This window comes from Caballeronia sp. J97, assembly GCF_905220305.1.
Taxonomy (GTDB): domain Bacteria; phylum Pseudomonadota; class Gammaproteobacteria; order Burkholderiales; family Burkholderiaceae; genus Caballeronia.
Genome location: NZ_CAJMZL010000001.1, coordinates 32,497 through 48,363 on the forward strand (window position 1 = coordinate 32,497; position 15,867 = coordinate 48,363).

Below are 15,867 nucleotides of genomic sequence, written 5' to 3' on the forward strand. Positions count from 1 at the left end.
CTCAGAAGGACTTCGTGAGCGCGACCCAGAAGCGGTTCGCGTGGCCGGTGCCGAGCGTCGACGGCACGTAGCCGAGGGTGTGTGCGTACGACATCGACAGCAGAAAGTCGTGCGGCGCGGCGAAGGTCGCGCCGACGCCCAGTCCCGAGAGCCGCACGTGATTGCTGCCGGACGCGACCGGATGCGCGACGATCTTGCCGTCGGCGGTATCGATGAAGCCCGCCAGCGTGACGAGCACCGGCACGAGCGATTGCCGGATCGTCTGCCGCACTTCGAAGGTCGCGATATACGCTTCGTCGACCGGTGCGTCGCCCGTTGCATAGGCGCGCACCGCGTACGGCCCGCCGAGCGAGATCTGTTCGGACGAGTCGAGATTGCGCGAGCTCGTCTGACCGTTGAGCGAAAAATAAAGCTGCGTGCCGTTGGCCTGATCGCCGATCACCTGCGTGTGCGTGACGGCGAACACGAACTTCGTGAACGAGCCGGCAATCTGCGCCGCGACCTGCGCCGGCTGCGGCGACTTGAAGCGCAGATTGCCCTGCTGGATGCCGGTGTCGAAAGTCGAGATGCTCTTTTCGAGCGTGAGATTGCCCGAGAGCGCGAGGCGGCCGACATCGCTCGTCTTGTCGCTCACGGAATCGAACGCGCCCAGATGATCCGACAGCAGCTTGTGATCGTAGCCGAGCGTCGTGTACACGTTCGCCGCCGGCGAGCGCACGAGCGCGTAGCTGAAGAACGTCGAGAAGACGTTGGCGCTGCCGTAGGCGTCGAGATCGTCGAACTGGCCACCGACCGAATACGTCGAGCGCGTGTAGCCGATACCCCACGCGAGCCCGCTGCCGCCCACCGGAACCGTGTAGCCGATGTTGCCGTAGAACTGCCCGGTGACCGAGCCGAGCAGCCGCGCGCCCAGCTGATCGCCGAGGCCGAGCGGATTGTTCCATTGCAGCGCGCCGATCAGACGCGCGGTGCCCGTCGTCGTCTGGCCGTAGTTGTCGGCCTGCACGCTGCCGGAAAAAGGCCGCGCTTTGGGCACGACGAGCGTCATGTCGGACGTGCCGGGAAGCAGCCCCGGCGAGATCGTCGCGTTCGCGCCCGTCGTGCCGGCCGCGTCCTGCGCGAGCAGCGTCGCGCGGGTGAGCGCGTGCTCGTCGATCACATCGCCCGGTTTGAGCGCGCCGAAAAATCGCGCGATGACCGCATCGCGCGTGCGCGATCGATTGTCGATGTCGATGCGCCCGTAGCGCCCCTCGCTCACCGCGATGCGCACGACGCCGTTGTCGATCTGCTGCGGCGGCACATAGGCGCGCGCGACGAGATAGCCGTGCCGGCGATAGAACGCGCTCACGCGATCGGCGGCGCTTTCGAGGTCGTCGAGCGAACGCGCCGGACCGATGAGCGGACGGACGACATCGAGCAGCTCCGCCGCGGGAAAAAGCGTGTTGCCGGTGAACTCGAAGCCCTTCACCTCGAAGCGGATGCCGCCCGGCGCGCCGGACACGGGGGGCGGCTCGGGCGCGGGCGTCACATTCAGGCGCAGGTCGGAAGGCGGAACGGGCGCGGGCGGTTGCTGCTGCTGTTCGCGCAGCGTGCTGCCCGCGTTCGGCAACACCTGAGCATGCGCGATGCGCACGTCGCGCGCCGTGGCCGCCGCGAGCGTCACGAACAGCACGACGAGCCGGCGCGACGCCGCATTGCGGCGTTGTTCGCGGGGCCCGAGACGTCGCACGCGCCTGGGCCTCACATGCGGCATACGTGACCGGGCCATGCGTCGTCCGGCAGACGGCTGCCGTCGCTCGACGAATCGGTGCGCTGCTGCACGAGCGGCGCGGACTCCGGCTGAAGGCCCGGCGTCGCGTTAGCGAACGGCACGGGATTGGCGGCGTCGGTGCGCACGGAGTCGAGTATGCCGGGCAGCGTCGTGGCGGTCGTGACGACCGTGGTCGGCGCTTCGGGCGTAATGGGCGTAACGGGTGTCACCGGCTGCGCGGGCGGCGGAACAGGCGTGCCGGCGATGCGCAGCGTGCCGCCCTGCGTCGTGATCTTGTAGCCGGTCGGGCCGCCCGCCGCCGTGATCGTGATCGCGTAGGTGCCGATCGCCGCGCCCGGCGTCGCGCCCGTGCTCGTCACCGTGAAGACGAAAGGCTCGTGCGTCGTCGGGCTGTCGGCGAACGCGTTGCCGTAGTTCGCGCCGTTGTAGCGCAACGCGATCGTGACGTCGTTCGGTCCGAGCGTGCGCGGCGTATCGAACGGCACATCGATGTTGACCGCCGTCAAGGTGACCTGCTGGAGCGCGTTGAACGCGAAGCGGTTGCCCGAGGCCGAAGCGGCGCGCGCATCGGCGCCGCCGGTGTAGGCGTCGCCCCAGAGCGCGAGATTGCCGCTTTGCAGGCCGCCGAAGGCATCGGAGTCGGGTGCGTCGGAGTAGACGAGCCAGCGGCCGTTGGGGGTGGCAAGCGCCTGTGCGCCCGCGCGGTTGACGAAGGTCGCGGCGGCGAGCGTGATGGCCGTGCCGCGCGCGCGGCTCGCGACGGGGGCGGCGAGCGTGAGCGCGGGCGCCGTGAGCGTCACTGCGCCGCTCGCCGAGACGCCACTCAAGCCCGCGACTCTGCCGATGGTGAGCGGCGCGCCGTCGACGAGCGTGACCGAGCCGGCGTCGGCGGCGAGCGTGCCGATGCGATTGCCCGCGTCGGTCAGTTGATAGACGCCCGTGCCGCCTTGCAGCGCGAGCTTGGCCACGTCGATGGGGGCGCGCTGCGTCGTCGCGCCGCCCGTCGCCATCGCGAGCGTGCCGCGGGGCGCGCTGATGGGCGCGTCGAGCCGGATGCCGCTTTGCGCCGCGAGCGAAAGCGTGTTGACGCCGCTCCACGCGACCGGGCCGTCGAGCAGCACGAAGCCGAACGGCGCGAAGCCGGACGGCGATGCGGCGCTGATCGACACATTGGTCGATTCGAGCACGCGCGAAAGCGTCGCGCTTCGAATCGTGCTGAAGCGCTGTCCGAAGGCGTTGTCACCGCCGACGAGCGCCGCGAAATCGCTCGCGATGCGCCACGTCCCGGTCTGTCCCGATGCCGCTGCCGTCGTGACCTGCACATCGGGCGCGACGCGCACCTGCGTGCCCGCCGTCTCGATCGTGCCGCCGTTGCCGCCGCCGGGCGCCGATGCATCGAGCGTGCCGCCGACCTGCACGACACCCGTGTCCGCGACGAGCCGGATCACGCCGTTCTGGTTCACGGCGCTCCTCGCGCGGATGATGCCCGTATTGTTCACGACGTTGGCGAAGAGCGCGTCCTCGGCGCTCGCGGCGAGCCATGCCTGGCCGCCATCGGCCTGGATCAGTCCGTGATTGGCGGCGAGGGCATCGAGCGCGCCGCGTTCCACCGACAAGCCGATCATGCTGTGATCGCCGAGTGTCACCGCGATGCGCTCGCCCGCCGCGAGCGCCGCGAAACCGCCGGGCGAATCGATGGTGCCGGCGTTGATCGCGCGCGCGCCGATCAGCGCGACATAGCCGCCGGGCGCGCTCCTGAGCGTGCCGAGATTGACGACGGCGGCGCCGTCCTCGTGATGATGATGGCGATGCCAGTGTCCGTCGCCGGCGAAGGTATAGTGGCCGCTCATGAAGTCGCTGGTCGACAGATTGAGCGTCGACGCAAGCAGTCCGCCGACGTTGACCTGCGCCCCCGGCCCGAAGATCACGCCGTTCGGATTGACGATGAACACCTGTCCGTTTGCGTCGAGCTTGCCGAAGAACGCCGTCGGGCGCGGTCCGAGGACGCGGTTGAGCGCGATCGCGTTCGCGCCCGGCTGGTTGAACGTGACGGATTCTCCGGGGCGCGTATTGAACGAGTTCCAGTCGATGGCGAGCCGGGTGCTCGTCTGCTGAATGGTCGTGTTCGCGCCCGTGCCCGTCACCGCGCCGGAACCGGCGACGACGCGTGCGCCGCTCGGCTCCGCGTGCGCATGCGCGAAGACCGTGGCGAAGAGCAGGGCGGTGCAGAGCCGCAGCACCGGGGACGCAGTGCTTGCGCGCAGAGTCTCGTTCATGTCGGACGACTCCTTTCTGTTGCGGTGCATCGTCACGACGAGATGCAGGCGCACCATAAAGCAGTTTAGTGTTCCGAATCATGCTTGCAACTACGCGTTTAGAGAACGTGCGCGAACGCGGCATCCTGCTTCCGACGACGCACGTTTTGTCTTAGGAATGCGATGCTTAATTGACCTTCAGACCGATTCGTCCGCGAGCGTTCCTTCGACGAATTCACGCAGGAACGCGACCCACGTCCGGATCTTCGCATCGAGATACTGACGCGACGCGTACATCGCGTAGATGGTCATCGCCTGGAGCTCGCAGTCGGGCAGCACGCGCACGAGCGCGCCGCTTTGCAGCCACGGCAGCGCCGCGAGCATCGGCAAGGGCGCGATGCCCAGTCCGTTCGACAGCGCCACCGCGAGCGCGTCGGCGGAATTGACGCGCAGCCGGCCGGGGTCCAGCTCCACTTCGACCTGTCCGCGCGGGCCTTCGAAAATCCATCGGTCGACGGGAAAGAAGGTCGTCACGAGTTGCAGGCAGGCGTGACTCGACAGATCCTCGATGCGCCGCGGCACGCCCGCGCGCTCCAGATACGCGGGCGACGCGCACAGCACGCTCGGCATCGAGCAGATTTTCGTGGAGACGAGCGCGGAGTCGGGCAGAGCCGACGTGGCGACTTGCAGAAACACGTCGAAGCCTTCGTCGAGCATGTCGGGCACATGTTGCGAAAGCGTCAGCTCGACGCGCACCTGCGGATGTTCTTCGAGATAGCGCGTGAGGGCGGGCACCACGTAGTGCTGGCCGAAGGTGATCGGCGCATGCATGCGCAGCACGCCAGTCGGCGAAACCTGCGCGTTGCTCGCTTCGGCCTCGGAGAGATCGACGAGCTCGAGCACTTCCTTGCAGCGCGACAGATAGCGGTTGCCGGCGTCGGTGAGCGCCACGCGGCGGGTCGTGCGATTCAGAAGACGCGTGCGCAGATGCGTTTCGAGCTCGGTGACGGCGCGCGACGCCTGCGCCGTCGTGACGTCCATTTGCTGCGCGGCGACGGTGAAGCTCGCCGCTTCCGCCACGCGCGCAAAGATCCTCATGCTTCGCAACAAGTCCATCGTCCCGCCGTCCGTTTGACGAAGCCGGAACTATCCCACGCCGGCGCAACCGCGCGCAACCCGGGCGGCGACGCGGGCCGGGACACGAATTCGCACATTCGTTTCAGTATTCACATCTGTTACAGGGCTTGTAACTCAGTGCCCGGACGGCGCGGCTAACATGGATTCATGGCTGCATGTGAATGCAGGATCGCATCGCGGTCTTCATGACGGCCTTTCGAAAGAGGAAGAAATGAACGTTAAAGGCTTGGTCGGGATCGGTATCGCGCTGTCGGCAGGTCTCGCTTGCGAAGCCGCCATGGCAGGCGTGAGCTTCGGCATCAACCTCGGGATACCCGTGGCGCCCGTTTATGCGGCGCCGGTGTATGCCGAGCCCGTGCCGGTCTATGTGGCGCCGCCCCCGCCCCCGCCTCCGCCGGTCGTGTATCAGCCCGCGCCGGTCATGTATCAGCCGGGTCCAGTCATGTATCAGCCGGCGCCGGTCGTCGTCGCACCCGGGCCCGCCGTCGTCGTAGGCTGGCATGGCGACCAATATTGGGACGGTTACCGCTACTGGGGACGCCGCGACTGGTACGCGCATCACGGTGGCTACTACGGCTATCGACACTGGTAAGCAGGAAGCAACGGGAAGCGGGGCATCATCATGACAACTTCATCTCGAACTCGAAGCAAGGCGTTGATCGTACCCGTCGCGCTCGCGCTGGCGGCAGGTCTGAGCGGTTGCGTCTACGCGCCGCCCTATGGCTATGCACCCGCGCCCGCGCCGGTCTATGGCTACGCGCCCGCCTATGGCTATGCGTATGGGCCCGGCTACTACGCGGCGCCGTCGGTGTCGCTCGGCATCGGCTTTTCTGGCGGCGGAGGCCACTGGCACGGCCGCTGATCCGCACCTCCGACGAACTGGAACGCACGTTGCTGCGCTTTCTCCGACTCTTCCGGAGAAAGCGCAAGATGGCTGACCAAACCGTAAGCCTGGCGTCGAAAACGGCACGCTGCGAGCATTTCATGCTGCCGCCGAACGGCTGGGTGCCCAACAATTCGCGCCTGCCCGTGCTCCTCTGGCGCGGCGCGATCGATCCCAAATCCACCGATTGTGCTGCGCGCTTCGAAGCGCTGTTCGAGCAGAACGGCTGGCCGCCGCAGTGGCGCAACGGGGTTTTCGACTACCACCATTTCCATTCGACCGCGCATGAGGCGCTCGGCATCGCATCAGGCGACGCCGAACTGATCCTCGGCGGCCCGCACGGCCGCGCGATCGCGCTCAGCGCCGGCGATGCGCTCATCCTGCCCGCCGGCACCGGCCATTGCCTGCTGACGGCCGGCCGACGCTTCCAGGTGGTCGGCGCCTATCCGCCGGGCCAGCAATGGAATATCCGCCGCGATGCAATCACCGATCAGGAACGCATTGCAATGGAAGCGTTGCCGTTCCCGAGAAGCGACCCCGTCGCCGGTGAAGACGGGCCGCTCACGCGCCTCTGGCGATAGTTTTGGGCATTGGCCGGCTCAGGCTTTACTTTCCTTCCCGCATTGCGCCCGGCGCGCGCCGCTCAACGGCACGCGCTTGACGACACCCGTCGCGAGCGCCGTGCCGACCAGCACGATCGCGCACGCGGCCGCCATGCCCACTGACACGCGCTCGGCGAGGAACAGCGCGCCCCACAGAATCCCGAAGATCGGAATCAAGAACGTGACGGTGATCGCGCGCGCCGGCCCCACGATCGAAATGAGGTGGAAGAACATCATGTAGGCGACGCCGGTGCACGCGATGCCGAGCCCCAGCACCGCGCCCCATGCGTGCAACGACACGGCGCCGGCCGGCCAGAAGACGAGCGCGAAGGGCAGGAGCACGAGTGTCGCCGCGCTCATCGTGCCGGCGGCGACCGTCAACGAATCGACGCCCATCAGATGCTTCTTCGTGTAGCTGGCGGCGACGCCGTAACTCGCGGACGCCGCGAGCGCCGCCAGTGCCGCGAGGGCGGTCGCCATCGGCGACACGGGAACGGCGCTCGCGTCGTGGACGAACATCTGATCCCAGACGAGCGCGAGCACGCCCGCGAAGCCGATCGCGAGCCCCGCGATGCGCATGCGTGTCAGCCGGTCGTTGAGCCACAGATAAGCGACGATCGCGCCCCACAGCGGCGTCGTCGCGTTGATGACGGACGTGACGCCCGCCGACAGCGTGAGCTCCGCATACGCGAACAGGCAGAAGGGAGCGGCGGAATTGAGCACGCCCACGACGAGAAGAGGCCAGGCGCGCTCGCGCATCGTCGAGAAAGCGTGTCGCGCCTTGCCGCGCAGCGCGAGCATCAGAAGCAGAAGAATCGCGCCGATGCCCACGCGCAACGCCATCAGCGGCGCGACGCCGAGATCGGTCACGCCGACGCGGATGAACAGGAACGAGCCGCCCCACAGCGCGGCGAGGATGAAGAGTTGAGCGAGATTGACGGGATTCATGGCGGGCTTCGCGATAGGAGTGGGAGGGCGAAGCCATCGTATCGGCGTGCGCCGTGCCAATGTTTCGGCCCGGCGTGAAACGAAAGATACAGCGCTGTCGGCGCGGCTCGTGCATCGCCGCTCTTTCGGGACGCTCGCCCGGCTTCGCTCTATGCCACGCATCGTAGGCGCGCGCCGGTGCGTCGGCAAACGAGCAATTCTCACCGTTATGTGAGAAAAATTGCCAAGCGCGGCGCGGCCCGCCCGGCGGCCGACGCGCGGGTTGCCGGCGCGTGCATTCGGTGCGACTCTTGCATCATCGAAAGCCGATGGATGTTTTTTGCAGTGCGATGGACGCAGTCAACCGGAGAAAAGCCATGGACAATGCGAACGGCAACGCATCCGCGATCGAGTCGATGCCGAACGGCGATCCGCCGCTCGCGCGCCGCGCGGTGACGAGCGCGATGGACGCCGCACTCGCGCCCGGAATGGCGCACGGGCAGGCCGCGAGCGTGACGCCGCTCATGCCGGGCGCGCCGCATAAACCCGCGACGTATGCTCCGTATCACGTGCACGGCAGCGTGCTGGAGGGCGGCGACAGTCCGGCGGTGCTCGCGCAGCCCGCCGCCGCGACGGCCCAGGGACAGGGCAGCCGTTACCATCCGGCGCGGCCGGTTCCGCGGCGCGCGCGCGACGTCCTGGCGAGTGCGCAGGATGTTTTCGCGACGCAATATCGGCAGGCGAAGGAAGGCACCGACGACTACGTGCACGCGAACCCCTGGAAGGCGATCGGCCTGGCGGCGGTCGGGGGACTGATCGTCGGGCTGCTGGCTGCGCGCTGAGGAGGATGTCGCCCGCATTCATGCGACCTGGCGGGCCTCAAGCTTGCTGGAATGGCGTTATCGGCATGTGCTCGTCGCCATGCCGGGGCCGATATGGAAGAACGTTCGTACGACATCTGCACCGACCGGTGCGAAATATGGAACCCGCTGACCATGATGCACGCTGGTACGCGGCGGGTGCTGATCGTGCATTCGGAGTCGAACGTCGGCGATTCCTTCGCACTGCTGCTCGCGATGCGCGGCTTCGAATCCGTGCAAATCGGCGATGCACTGAGCGCCGCGCAGTTCGCTGGCAGATGGCGGCCGCAGGTGCTGTTCGTCGATACGCTCATCGGCGATGCGCACGATCACGCGGTGGCGCGCGCGCTTCGCGAAGCTCTGGCAGCCGGTCGGACGGATGGCCAGGTGGAGTTGCTGATCGCGCTGGCCGCCAATGCCGAGCTCGATCCACGCGATGTGCTGCACGCATCCGGCTACGACGGCTTTTGCAGAACGCCGTGCCCGGTCTGGTGGATGTTCGACGTATTGAAGTGTTTCTACGTTCACTGATGCGGGCGGCGCATCGAGCCGCCGCCCGTCGCTGAGGCTTAGACCGCCCGGGAAGCCTTGAAATCGTTGGTTTCCAGTTCGACCGACTGGCCGCCGTTGCGCTCGAGCGCGCGCCGGGCCGCATCTTCTATTTGTACGCGTCCGCCTTCGAACGCTGAGAGGAGATCGTGCGAGGACGTCCCGCTATTGCCGAAGTGATCGTTGAGCGCATCGAGGGAAATGCTGCACCACACCTCGCGGCCGTCCGCCTTGGCCTCGAAAGCGACACGCGCTGCCGCCACGACATGACGCCGCCCGCTGAACTCTATCGTCATCCTTATCACCTCCTGTTGTTCGGAACACGTTAAGCGCGAACATCGCGAAACCTGTAACAGCGCGGCCCGCGATGGCGATGCCCTCGACTGCGCGCGGCCTTGCGCGCCGCGCACCGTCGTCTTGCATGATACGCCCGCGATGAGAGAGACGTACGAGGGGGTGACTTTGCAATGGCCGTGCCCGGGCGCGCGGCCCGAAGCACGCTAGCGGCAGCAGAGGCAGCCGCCCCGATGAGACATGCCGTAACTGCCGGCTTCATCCGCGCCATCAGCGGACGCACGCGCGCCGCCCACGCTCGGCGCGCCGAGCGTCACGCGCGCGGCGGTCGCGCCGCAGCGCGGACAGGCCGCGGGATCGTCGCGCTCGGCGATGCGGCGGACGGCTTCGAATGCGCCGCACTCCGCGCACTCGTAATCGTAGACAGGCATGACGTTTACACTCGAAGAAAAAGGCTGGTCCGGCCAGTGTAGCAAGCGCGACGCCGGCTCGCGCCGTTCCCGGCGTCGATGCGCGCGGCACCGGCGTGGCTGAAAGGGAAGCGGCCATGCGCTCGGGCAGACCGCGCAAAAAGCGCTGCCGACCATCGAGCGGCATTCGAAAATGGCGCGGAAACTCGCCGCGAAATCTAGCGCGCGTCCTTGCGCAACATGCGCAGGCGGGCTTCTTCCAGCGACTCGAACTTGCTGTCGGCTTCATCGAAGATCGACACCTTGCCGCGTCCGATGTCGTACACCCAGCCTTGCACCTGCAATTTCCCGAGCGCGAGCCTGCCCGCGACCGCCGGATGCGTGCGCAGATGCGTCAACTGCAGGCGGATGTTCTCCTCGACCATCGCCTGGACGATGCGCTCCTCCTCCAGCTTCCTTGCCATCACGACGCTGCGCGCGGCTTCGGCGTTGCGCAGCCAGGCGTGAACGGTCGGCATTTCGTCGGCGATGGTCGCGCCCGATGCAAGACCTTTCATCGCGCCGCAGTCCGAGTGTCCGCATATCACGATCTGCCGCACGTTGAGCGCGAGCACCGCGTATTCGACCACCGCCGACACGCCCCCGAGCATCTCGCCGTAAGCCGGCACGATATTGCCGATGTTGCGGCACACGAAAAGCTCGCCGGGGCGCGTCTGCGTGATCATCTCCGGCGACACGCGCGAATCCGCGCACGTGATGAAAAGCGTATGCGGCGTCTGCTGGCGCGCGAGGCTTTTGAAGAGCGCTTCGCTGTCGGGAAACACGAAGCGGCTGAAGTCGTCGGCGCCCTGCAGCAGATACAGGAGATCGGCAGCTTCGGCGCCGCCGCGTTCTTCGCTCATCGATTTGTCGGACATGATGTCGCCTTTGGTGTGCAGTTTCGACGCGCGCTCACGCGCAGCGCGCCAAGGCGAAAGCTTGCGGGGTTTTGAGATGGATCGCAAGTGTCCATGACGGGCGCGTTTCGCTTCGCGCATCATTGCATGGCCATAGTTAATGACGAATCCTCCGGCCGATTCTGATAGTTTTAGTCGGCAAACCGGCCTGTTCGGCTTCCATTCGTTCTTCTCTAATGCATTTCGATCCCGATATATTTCAGTTGGCCGCCACGCACTACGCCGCGGGTCGCTATGCCGATGCATTGGCCGCTTTGAGCGTAATGCTCGGCCATCGTCCCGCTCACCGGGAAGCACTCAATCTCGCCGCCATCTGCTGCTTTCAGTTGAACCGCCAGGACGACGCGGAAGCGTACTGGCGGCGGGCGATCGCGGACGATCCGGACTATGCGGGCGGTTACGGCAATCTCGCCAATTTGTTCATGACGCAGGGACGTCTGTCCGATGCCGAGTCGGCTTATCGGCAGGCGATACGGCTCAAGCCGGATTTCGCGGAGGCGCACTACAATCTGGGCAATTTGCTGAACCAGCTCGGGCGGCTCGCGCAGGGCGAAGCGGCGCTGCGCGATGCGCTGACGATCCGGCCGGACTTCGCCGAAGCGCATTACAACCTTGCGAATTCACTGAAGGATCAGCGCCGCACGGCGGAAGCGGAGGCCGAGTTTCGCGCAGCGATCGCCGCGCGCCCCGACTATGCCGACGCGCTCAATAATCTCGGCAACCTGCTGCGTGAAACCGGGCATTTGACCGACGCGCAGGCGGCGCTGCGTCAGGCGATCCGGCTGCGTCCCCGATTCGCCGAAGCCCACTTCAATCTCGGCCAGGTTTGGTGGGATGCACGCCGGGTCGCACGGGCGCAGGCGTACTATCGCCGTGCAATCGAGCTGCGTCCCGATTACGCCGATGCCCACCTGAACCTGGGCATCGCGCTGAGCGAGTTGAAGCGTCCGCGCGCTGCCGAAGCGGCGTTCCGGGCCGCGCTCTCACTGCGACCGGACGATGCCCAGGCCACGATAGGCCTGGGCGGCGCCTTGCACGAGCAGGCGCGTCTCGTCGAGGCCGCAGCGGTTTATCGGCAGAGATTGGCTCATTACCCCGACGAAGCGCTCGTAGGTGCTGAACTGGGCAACGTTCTGCAGAAGCTGGGACGATTCGACGAGGCCGAAGCGGCGTACCGGGCGGCCTTGTCGATATTGCCGGGCGAGGCCGGCCTTCACTACAACCTCGGCAAGCTATTGGGCGAACAGCGACGGTTCGCGGAGGCGGAGACGTCCTATCGCCGCGCGATCGAGCTTCGTCCGGATTTCATCGAGGCGCTCAACAACCTGGGCCTCGCCGTGCGCGAACTCGGACGGTTGAGCCACGCGGAAGCGATCCTGCGCCGTTCGCTCGCGCTTCGTCCCGAGGTTGCGGAAACGCACAACAATCTCGCTGGCGTGCTGAAGGACATGGGCGCGATGGACGAGTCTCTCGCTGAATTCCGCGAAGCGGTGGCCTGCTCGCCCGAGAACGAGTGCGTGCATCGTAATCTCAATTACGCGCTGACTTACCATGCGGAGGATCCGCGCGAGATCCTGGACGAATGCCTGCGCTTCGCGGCGCGTCACGAGGCGCCTTTCATGTCGACCGCGGCGCGCTACCCGAACGACCGCACGCCCTCGCGCCGTCTGCGTATCGGCTATGTCGCGCCCGATTTCAACGCGCACTGTCAGTCTATGTTCACGTCGCCCGTGTTCGCCGCCCACGATCACGAATCGTTCGAGATCGTCTGCTATTCGAGCACCCGCCATACGGACGAGGTCACAGAGGCGCTGCGCACGATGACCGACATCTGGCGCGATGTGCACGAACTCTCCGACGAGGCGCTCGCGCAACGCATTCGCGACGATCGAATCGACGTGCTGGTCGATTTGACGCTGCACATGTCGCGCGGGCGACCTTTGCTGTTCGCGCGTCGGCCCGCCCCCGTGCAAGTGCAGTGGCTCGGCTATCCCGGCACCACGGGGAGTCGCGCGATTCGCTACCGGCTCACCGATCCGTGGATCGATCCGCCCGACAGGCCGGAGGTCGACGCCTGCTACAGCGAACGCTCGATCCGGCTGCCCGACACTTTCTGGTGCTACGACGCGCGCGTGAGTTCGCCCGATGCGCCCTCAGTCGGGCCATTGCCGGCGCGCGAAAACGGTTATGTCACGTTCGGCTGCCTGAACAATCCGTGCAAAGCGTCGGACCGCACGTTGCGCATGTGGGCGGCGGTGCTCGCGAAGGTGCCGGACGCGCGCTTCGTCTTGCTCGCGCCTCACGGCGCGCGCGAGCGCTTCCGCGAACGATTGAGCGCCGTCGGCGCCGATCCGCTGCGCATCGAATGGCTGGACTATCAGCCGCGCGCGGCGTATCTGCGGACCTACCACCGGATCGACATCGGTCTCGACACCTTTCCCTACAACGGCCATACGACGAGCCTCGACGCCCTCTGGATGGGCGTTCCCGTACCCTCGCGCGCAGGGGAGACCGCCGTCAGCCGCGCGGGCTTCAGCCTGCTGATGAATCTCGGTCTCGGCGATCTGGTCGCCCACGACGACGATGCGTACGTCGATATCGTCAGCCGGCTCGCGCATGACCTGCCGCGCCTGACGGAACTGCGCGAATCGCTGCGCACCCGGCTCGAAGCCTCGACGATGATGGACGGCCAGCGCTTCACCCGTCATCTGGAGGACGCGTATCGCCAGATGTGGCGGGAATGGTGCGCGTCGCCGGGCGAAATGCCGGACGCGTGAGTCGCGCCGCCAACTTCGGTTTTTTCGAACCAAAGCGCTCAAAATCTCGCATTTTTCGATTCCTGACCTTCCGTTAGATTGTTTTCCATTGAAAGCAATCAGAAAGGAATCGACATGAAATGCCCGGTATGTCCCGCGACCGAACTGCTGATGACCGTGCGCGAAGGCATCGAGATCGACTATTGCCCGCAGTGCCGCGGCGTGTGGCTCGACCGCGGCGAACTCGATCAGATCATCCGTCGCGCGGCGCAGGCGTCGCGCGCCGAAGCGCAGGAGAACGAGCGCGACGAGTGGCACGAGCGCGGACACGATCGCGAGCGCCGCGTGCATCGTCAGGACGGTTATCACTATGGCGACTCGCGCGGCAAGCGTGAGCATGCGCGTCGCAAGAAGTCCTTTCTCGGCGATTTGTTCGATTTCGATTGAGCGCGCGAGCGTCAGGTCAGTCGGCGAGGTTTTGAGCGAAAACAGCAACGGAGAACGGCAAATGGCAACGGTGAAGCAAGTCCTGAAGACGAAGATCGACGCGACGGTGCATACCATCGACGCAGAGGCGAGTGTTTATGAAGCGGTCGCGCTGATGTCGCGCGCGCAAGTGGGCGCGCTCGTCGTGATGGTTGGGGATGCGGTGTGCGGCATCGTCACCGAGCGCGACTATGCGCGCAAGGTGATTCTGCAGGACAAGGCCTCGCGCACGACCACGGTCTGCGAAATCATGACCGCGCCGGTGATCACCGTGGGCCTCAGGACGAACGCCGACGAGTGCATGACGCTGATGACGCAGCAACGCATCCGTCATCTGCCGGTGATCGAGGGTGGAAGGCTCGTCGGCGTGATTTCGATCGGCGACATGGTGCGGCATCTGATCGAGGAGCAGCAGTTCGCCATCGACCAGCTGGAAACCTACGTGCGCGGTCCGCGTGCCGACCTGCCGACGTGCGCGCTCACGCGACGCAGCCCGATTCCGCAGACGCTCGCGGCGCGCTTCGCGTAGGGAGGCTCGCTTCATCGGCTGCGCGAGTTACGCGCGCGATACCGGCGTTCGTGGCGCGCGTCATGTCATGAGCCATCCGCCGGCCACGTCGATCACTTGTCCGGTGACGAACGACGCCTCGCCCGACGTGAGAAAGAGGCACGCCGACGCCACTTCGTCCGGCATTCCGAGGCGCTGCAAGGGCGTTTCCCGGATGACTTGCTCGTTCGCTTCCCGAGCCACGCCGCGCACGAGCGGCGTGTCGATGCGCCCGGGCGCGAGCGCGTTCACCGTGATGCCGTACGGCCCGAGCTCGCCCGCCAGATGCCGCGTCATGCCGATCAGCGCGGCCTTGGTCGTGCTGTAGTGCGTGGCGACGATGTCGAGATACGCCTTGCCCGCCACGGACGACATCGACACGATGCGGCCGAAGCGCCGCTCGACCATGCCCGGCGTGACGACCCGGCAGAAGTTGAAGACGCTCGTCAAATTCACGTCGACGACGTGGCGCCATTCGGCGGGGTCCATGCGCCAGATCGGCATCGGCTTGCCCGCGTGTTTAGGCGAGATGCCCGCGTTGTTGACGAGCGTGTCGATCGGGCCGAGCGCCGCTTCGATCGATCGGCACGCGGCTTCGCACGCGGCGAAATCACCGACATCGGCGCGGGCGAAATGCACGCGCAGACCTTCATCGGTCAGACGCTGCGCGAGTGCGGCGCCGCTTTCCTTGTTCATGTCGACGATGCCGACCGCGGCGCCATCGCGCGCATAGCGCCGGGCGATCGCCTCGCCGATGCCGCCGGCGCCGCCCGTCACCAGAACCACTCGCGCGCGGTGTCGCATGTCAGTCGTCTCCCGGTTTCGGCATGTCGGGCGCCGGAGGCGGCGATTGCTTATCGGATGAGGGATTCGAGACGTTCCGCAGGCAGGCCGAGCGATGCATAGTGCCGGCGCGTCGCCTCGATTTTCGTGAAGACGTCCTCGTAACCCTGCGCGACGCCTTGCGGATCGACATACGTGTAGCCGCCCGTCACATGAAACCACGTGATCATCTCGGGCACGTCGTCAGGCACATAGAGCGTGTGCGTTTCGCCCGCCGGCTCGAACGCATAGCCGCCTTGCTCGGCGACCCAGTCATGTTCGAGGTAGTACCAGCGGCCTTTGAGCACCATCGCGTGAACGGCGCCGCTATGCCGATGACGCGACACCACGCCGCTGCCGCGCACGCGCAGCAGGTTGACGTAATAGCCCTGGCTCGCGTTCAGGATCAGCGGCTTGAAGGAAACGGTGGACGTGGCGGGCACCCATAGCGCATCGTCGGCGAGCCAGTCGGTCATCACGCCGCCGTGCACGAGATCCTTCGACATGAACGGCGCCTGTGGAAGCCGATAGGCGACGGCGGCTTCGTCGGGCTTGACGGGTGCGGTTCGCATGGCGTTCTCCCAGGCTTCGTCGTAAATGAAGCGCTTAAAT

17 protein-coding genes are annotated in these 15,867 nt (G+C 66.4%); 8 read left to right on the plus strand and 9 right to left on the minus strand.

Translation table 11 applies throughout. The annotated features are described in order from the left end of the window. Position 1: 1 nt before the first annotated feature. From U4Y90_RS00155 to U4Y90_RS00165, 3 genes are all read right to left on the minus strand, one after another. The gene (locus U4Y90_RS00155) at positions 2-1,768 is read right to left on the minus strand and encodes a ShlB/FhaC/HecB family hemolysin secretion/activation protein (RefSeq protein WP_321790988.1); all 1,767 of its coding nucleotides are present in this window, start codon (positions 1,766-1,768) and stop codon (positions 2-4) included. Next, entirely contained in the window at positions 1,741-4,047 is a 2,307-nt protein-coding gene (locus tag U4Y90_RS00160; RefSeq protein WP_321790990.1) for a filamentous hemagglutinin N-terminal domain-containing protein, read from the minus strand. Before U4Y90_RS00160 ends, U4Y90_RS00155 begins: the two co-directional genes overlap by 28 nt. 177 nt (positions 4,048-4,224) lie before the next feature. Continuing rightward, positions 4,225-5,142, minus strand: a complete 918-nt coding sequence (locus U4Y90_RS00165) for a LysR family transcriptional regulator (protein ID WP_321790992.1) — start codon at positions 5,140-5,142, stop codon at positions 4,225-4,227. A 232-nt stretch (positions 5,143-5,374) separates the two neighbouring features. Here U4Y90_RS00165 and U4Y90_RS00170 point away from each other — a divergent pair, with 232 nt between their 5' ends. From U4Y90_RS00170 to U4Y90_RS00180, 3 genes are all read left to right on the plus strand, one after another. Next, positions 5,375-5,755 carry a hypothetical protein gene (locus U4Y90_RS00170; RefSeq protein WP_321790994.1) on the plus strand — a complete coding sequence of 127 codons (381 nt, stop codon included), beginning with the start codon at positions 5,375-5,377 and terminating at the stop codon, positions 5,753-5,755. A gap of 30 nt (positions 5,756-5,785) precedes the next feature. Next, positions 5,786-6,025, plus strand: coding sequence for a hypothetical protein (locus tag U4Y90_RS00175; protein WP_321790996.1), 240 nt, complete (start codon positions 5,786-5,788; stop codon positions 6,023-6,025). Positions 6,026-6,093: 68 nt separating this feature from the next. After that, complete coding sequence (locus U4Y90_RS00180) at positions 6,094-6,627, plus strand: cupin (RefSeq protein WP_321790998.1); 534 nt, start codon at positions 6,094-6,096, stop codon at positions 6,625-6,627. Between the two features lie 18 nt (positions 6,628-6,645). On the opposite strand, the gene U4Y90_RS00185 is transcribed toward U4Y90_RS00180, so the two are convergent. Continuing rightward, entirely contained in the window at positions 6,646-7,596 is a 951-nt protein-coding gene (locus U4Y90_RS00185) for a DMT family transporter (RefSeq protein ID WP_321791000.1), read from the minus strand. A gap of 356 nt (positions 7,597-7,952) precedes the next feature. On the opposite strand from U4Y90_RS00185, the gene U4Y90_RS00190 reads away from it, so the two are divergent. Together U4Y90_RS00190 and U4Y90_RS00195 are read left to right on the plus strand one after the other, a co-directional pair. After that, complete coding sequence (locus U4Y90_RS00190; RefSeq protein WP_321791002.1) at positions 7,953-8,417, plus strand: glycine zipper domain-containing protein; 465 nt, start codon at positions 7,953-7,955, stop codon at positions 8,415-8,417. 51 nt (positions 8,418-8,468) lie between these two features. Then, the gene (locus tag U4Y90_RS00195; RefSeq protein WP_321791004.1) at positions 8,469-8,966 is read left to right on the plus strand and encodes a response regulator; all 498 of its coding nucleotides are present in this window, start codon (positions 8,469-8,471) and stop codon (positions 8,964-8,966) included. A 38-nt stretch (positions 8,967-9,004) separates the two neighbouring features. Here U4Y90_RS00195 and U4Y90_RS00200 read toward each other — a convergent pair whose 3' ends face one another. From U4Y90_RS00200 to U4Y90_RS00210, 3 genes are all read right to left on the minus strand, one after another. Then, positions 9,005-9,280, minus strand: a complete 276-nt coding sequence (locus U4Y90_RS00200) for a DUF1488 domain-containing protein (protein WP_321791006.1) — start codon at positions 9,278-9,280, stop codon at positions 9,005-9,007. 204 nt (positions 9,281-9,484) lie between these two features. Then, complete coding sequence (locus U4Y90_RS00205; RefSeq protein ID WP_321791008.1) at positions 9,485-9,709, minus strand: zinc ribbon domain-containing protein; 225 nt, start codon at positions 9,707-9,709, stop codon at positions 9,485-9,487. A 197-nt stretch (positions 9,710-9,906) separates the two neighbouring features. Further along, positions 9,907-10,605, minus strand: coding sequence for a carbonic anhydrase (locus U4Y90_RS00210; protein ID WP_321791009.1), 699 nt, complete (start codon positions 10,603-10,605; stop codon positions 9,907-9,909). A gap of 215 nt (positions 10,606-10,820) precedes the next feature. On the opposite strand from U4Y90_RS00210, the gene U4Y90_RS00215 reads away from it, so the two are divergent. The 3 genes from U4Y90_RS00215 (at position 10,821) to U4Y90_RS00225 (ending at position 14,415) form a co-directional block, all read left to right on the plus strand. Beyond that, entirely contained in the window at positions 10,821-13,421 is a 2,601-nt protein-coding gene (locus tag U4Y90_RS00215) for a tetratricopeptide repeat protein (RefSeq protein ID WP_321791011.1), read from the plus strand. Between the two features lie 114 nt (positions 13,422-13,535). Further along, entirely contained in the window at positions 13,536-13,847 is a 312-nt protein-coding gene (locus tag U4Y90_RS00220; protein ID WP_321791012.1) for a zf-TFIIB domain-containing protein, read from the plus strand. Between the two features lie 61 nt (positions 13,848-13,908). Next, a complete protein-coding gene (locus U4Y90_RS00225; RefSeq protein WP_321791014.1) occupies positions 13,909-14,415 on the plus strand; it encodes a CBS domain-containing protein in 507 nt (168 codons plus the stop codon). Positions 14,416-14,475: 60 nt separating this feature from the next. On the opposite strand, the gene U4Y90_RS00230 is transcribed toward U4Y90_RS00225, so the two are convergent. Both U4Y90_RS00230 and U4Y90_RS00235 read right to left on the minus strand, forming a co-directional pair. Then, positions 14,476-15,237, minus strand: a complete 762-nt coding sequence (locus U4Y90_RS00230) for an SDR family NAD(P)-dependent oxidoreductase (RefSeq protein ID WP_321791015.1) — start codon at positions 15,235-15,237, stop codon at positions 14,476-14,478. Between the two features lie 50 nt (positions 15,238-15,287). Then, entirely contained in the window at positions 15,288-15,827 is a 540-nt protein-coding gene (locus U4Y90_RS00235; RefSeq protein ID WP_321791018.1) for a 2,4'-dihydroxyacetophenone dioxygenase family protein, read from the minus strand. Positions 15,828-15,867: the final 40 nt, after the last annotated feature.

Bases quoted from the DNA above. Each gene is read 5' to 3' on its own strand.
- U4Y90_RS00155 (WP_321790988.1), bottom strand. From the start codon at position 1,768: ATGGCCCGGTCACGTATGCCGCATGTGAGGCCCAGGCGCGTGCGACGT.
- U4Y90_RS00160 (WP_321790990.1), bottom strand. From the start codon at position 4,047: ATGAACGAGACTCTGCGCGCAAGCACTGCGTCCCCGGTGCTGCGGCTC.
- U4Y90_RS00165 (WP_321790992.1), bottom strand. From the start codon at position 5,142: ATGGACTTGTTGCGAAGCATGAGGATCTTTGCGCGCGTGGCGGAAGCG.
- U4Y90_RS00170 (WP_321790994.1), top strand. From the start codon at position 5,375: ATGAACGTTAAAGGCTTGGTCGGGATCGGTATCGCGCTGTCGGCAGGT.
- U4Y90_RS00175 (WP_321790996.1), top strand. From the start codon at position 5,786: ATGACAACTTCATCTCGAACTCGAAGCAAGGCGTTGATCGTACCCGTC.
- U4Y90_RS00180 (WP_321790998.1), top strand. From the start codon at position 6,094: ATGGCTGACCAAACCGTAAGCCTGGCGTCGAAAACGGCACGCTGCGAG.
- U4Y90_RS00185 (WP_321791000.1), bottom strand. From the start codon at position 7,596: ATGAATCCCGTCAATCTCGCTCAACTCTTCATCCTCGCCGCGCTGTGG.
- U4Y90_RS00190 (WP_321791002.1), top strand. From the start codon at position 7,953: ATGGACAATGCGAACGGCAACGCATCCGCGATCGAGTCGATGCCGAAC.
- U4Y90_RS00195 (WP_321791004.1), top strand. From the start codon at position 8,469: ATGGCGTTATCGGCATGTGCTCGTCGCCATGCCGGGGCCGATATGGAA.
- U4Y90_RS00200 (WP_321791006.1), bottom strand. From the start codon at position 9,280: ATGACGATAGAGTTCAGCGGGCGGCGTCATGTCGTGGCGGCAGCGCGT.
- U4Y90_RS00205 (WP_321791008.1), bottom strand. From the start codon at position 9,709: ATGCCTGTCTACGATTACGAGTGCGCGGAGTGCGGCGCATTCGAAGCC.
- U4Y90_RS00210 (WP_321791009.1), bottom strand. From the start codon at position 10,605: ATGTCCGACAAATCGATGAGCGAAGAACGCGGCGGCGCCGAAGCTGCC.
- U4Y90_RS00215 (WP_321791011.1), top strand. From the start codon at position 10,821: ATGCATTTCGATCCCGATATATTTCAGTTGGCCGCCACGCACTACGCC.
- U4Y90_RS00220 (WP_321791012.1), top strand. From the start codon at position 13,536: ATGAAATGCCCGGTATGTCCCGCGACCGAACTGCTGATGACCGTGCGC.
- U4Y90_RS00225 (WP_321791014.1), top strand. From the start codon at position 13,909: ATGGCAACGGTGAAGCAAGTCCTGAAGACGAAGATCGACGCGACGGTG.
- U4Y90_RS00230 (WP_321791015.1), bottom strand. From the start codon at position 15,237: ATGCGACACCGCGCGCGAGTGGTTCTGGTGACGGGCGGCGCCGGCGGC.
- U4Y90_RS00235 (WP_321791018.1), bottom strand. From the start codon at position 15,827: ATGCGAACCGCACCCGTCAAGCCCGACGAAGCCGCCGTCGCCTATCGG.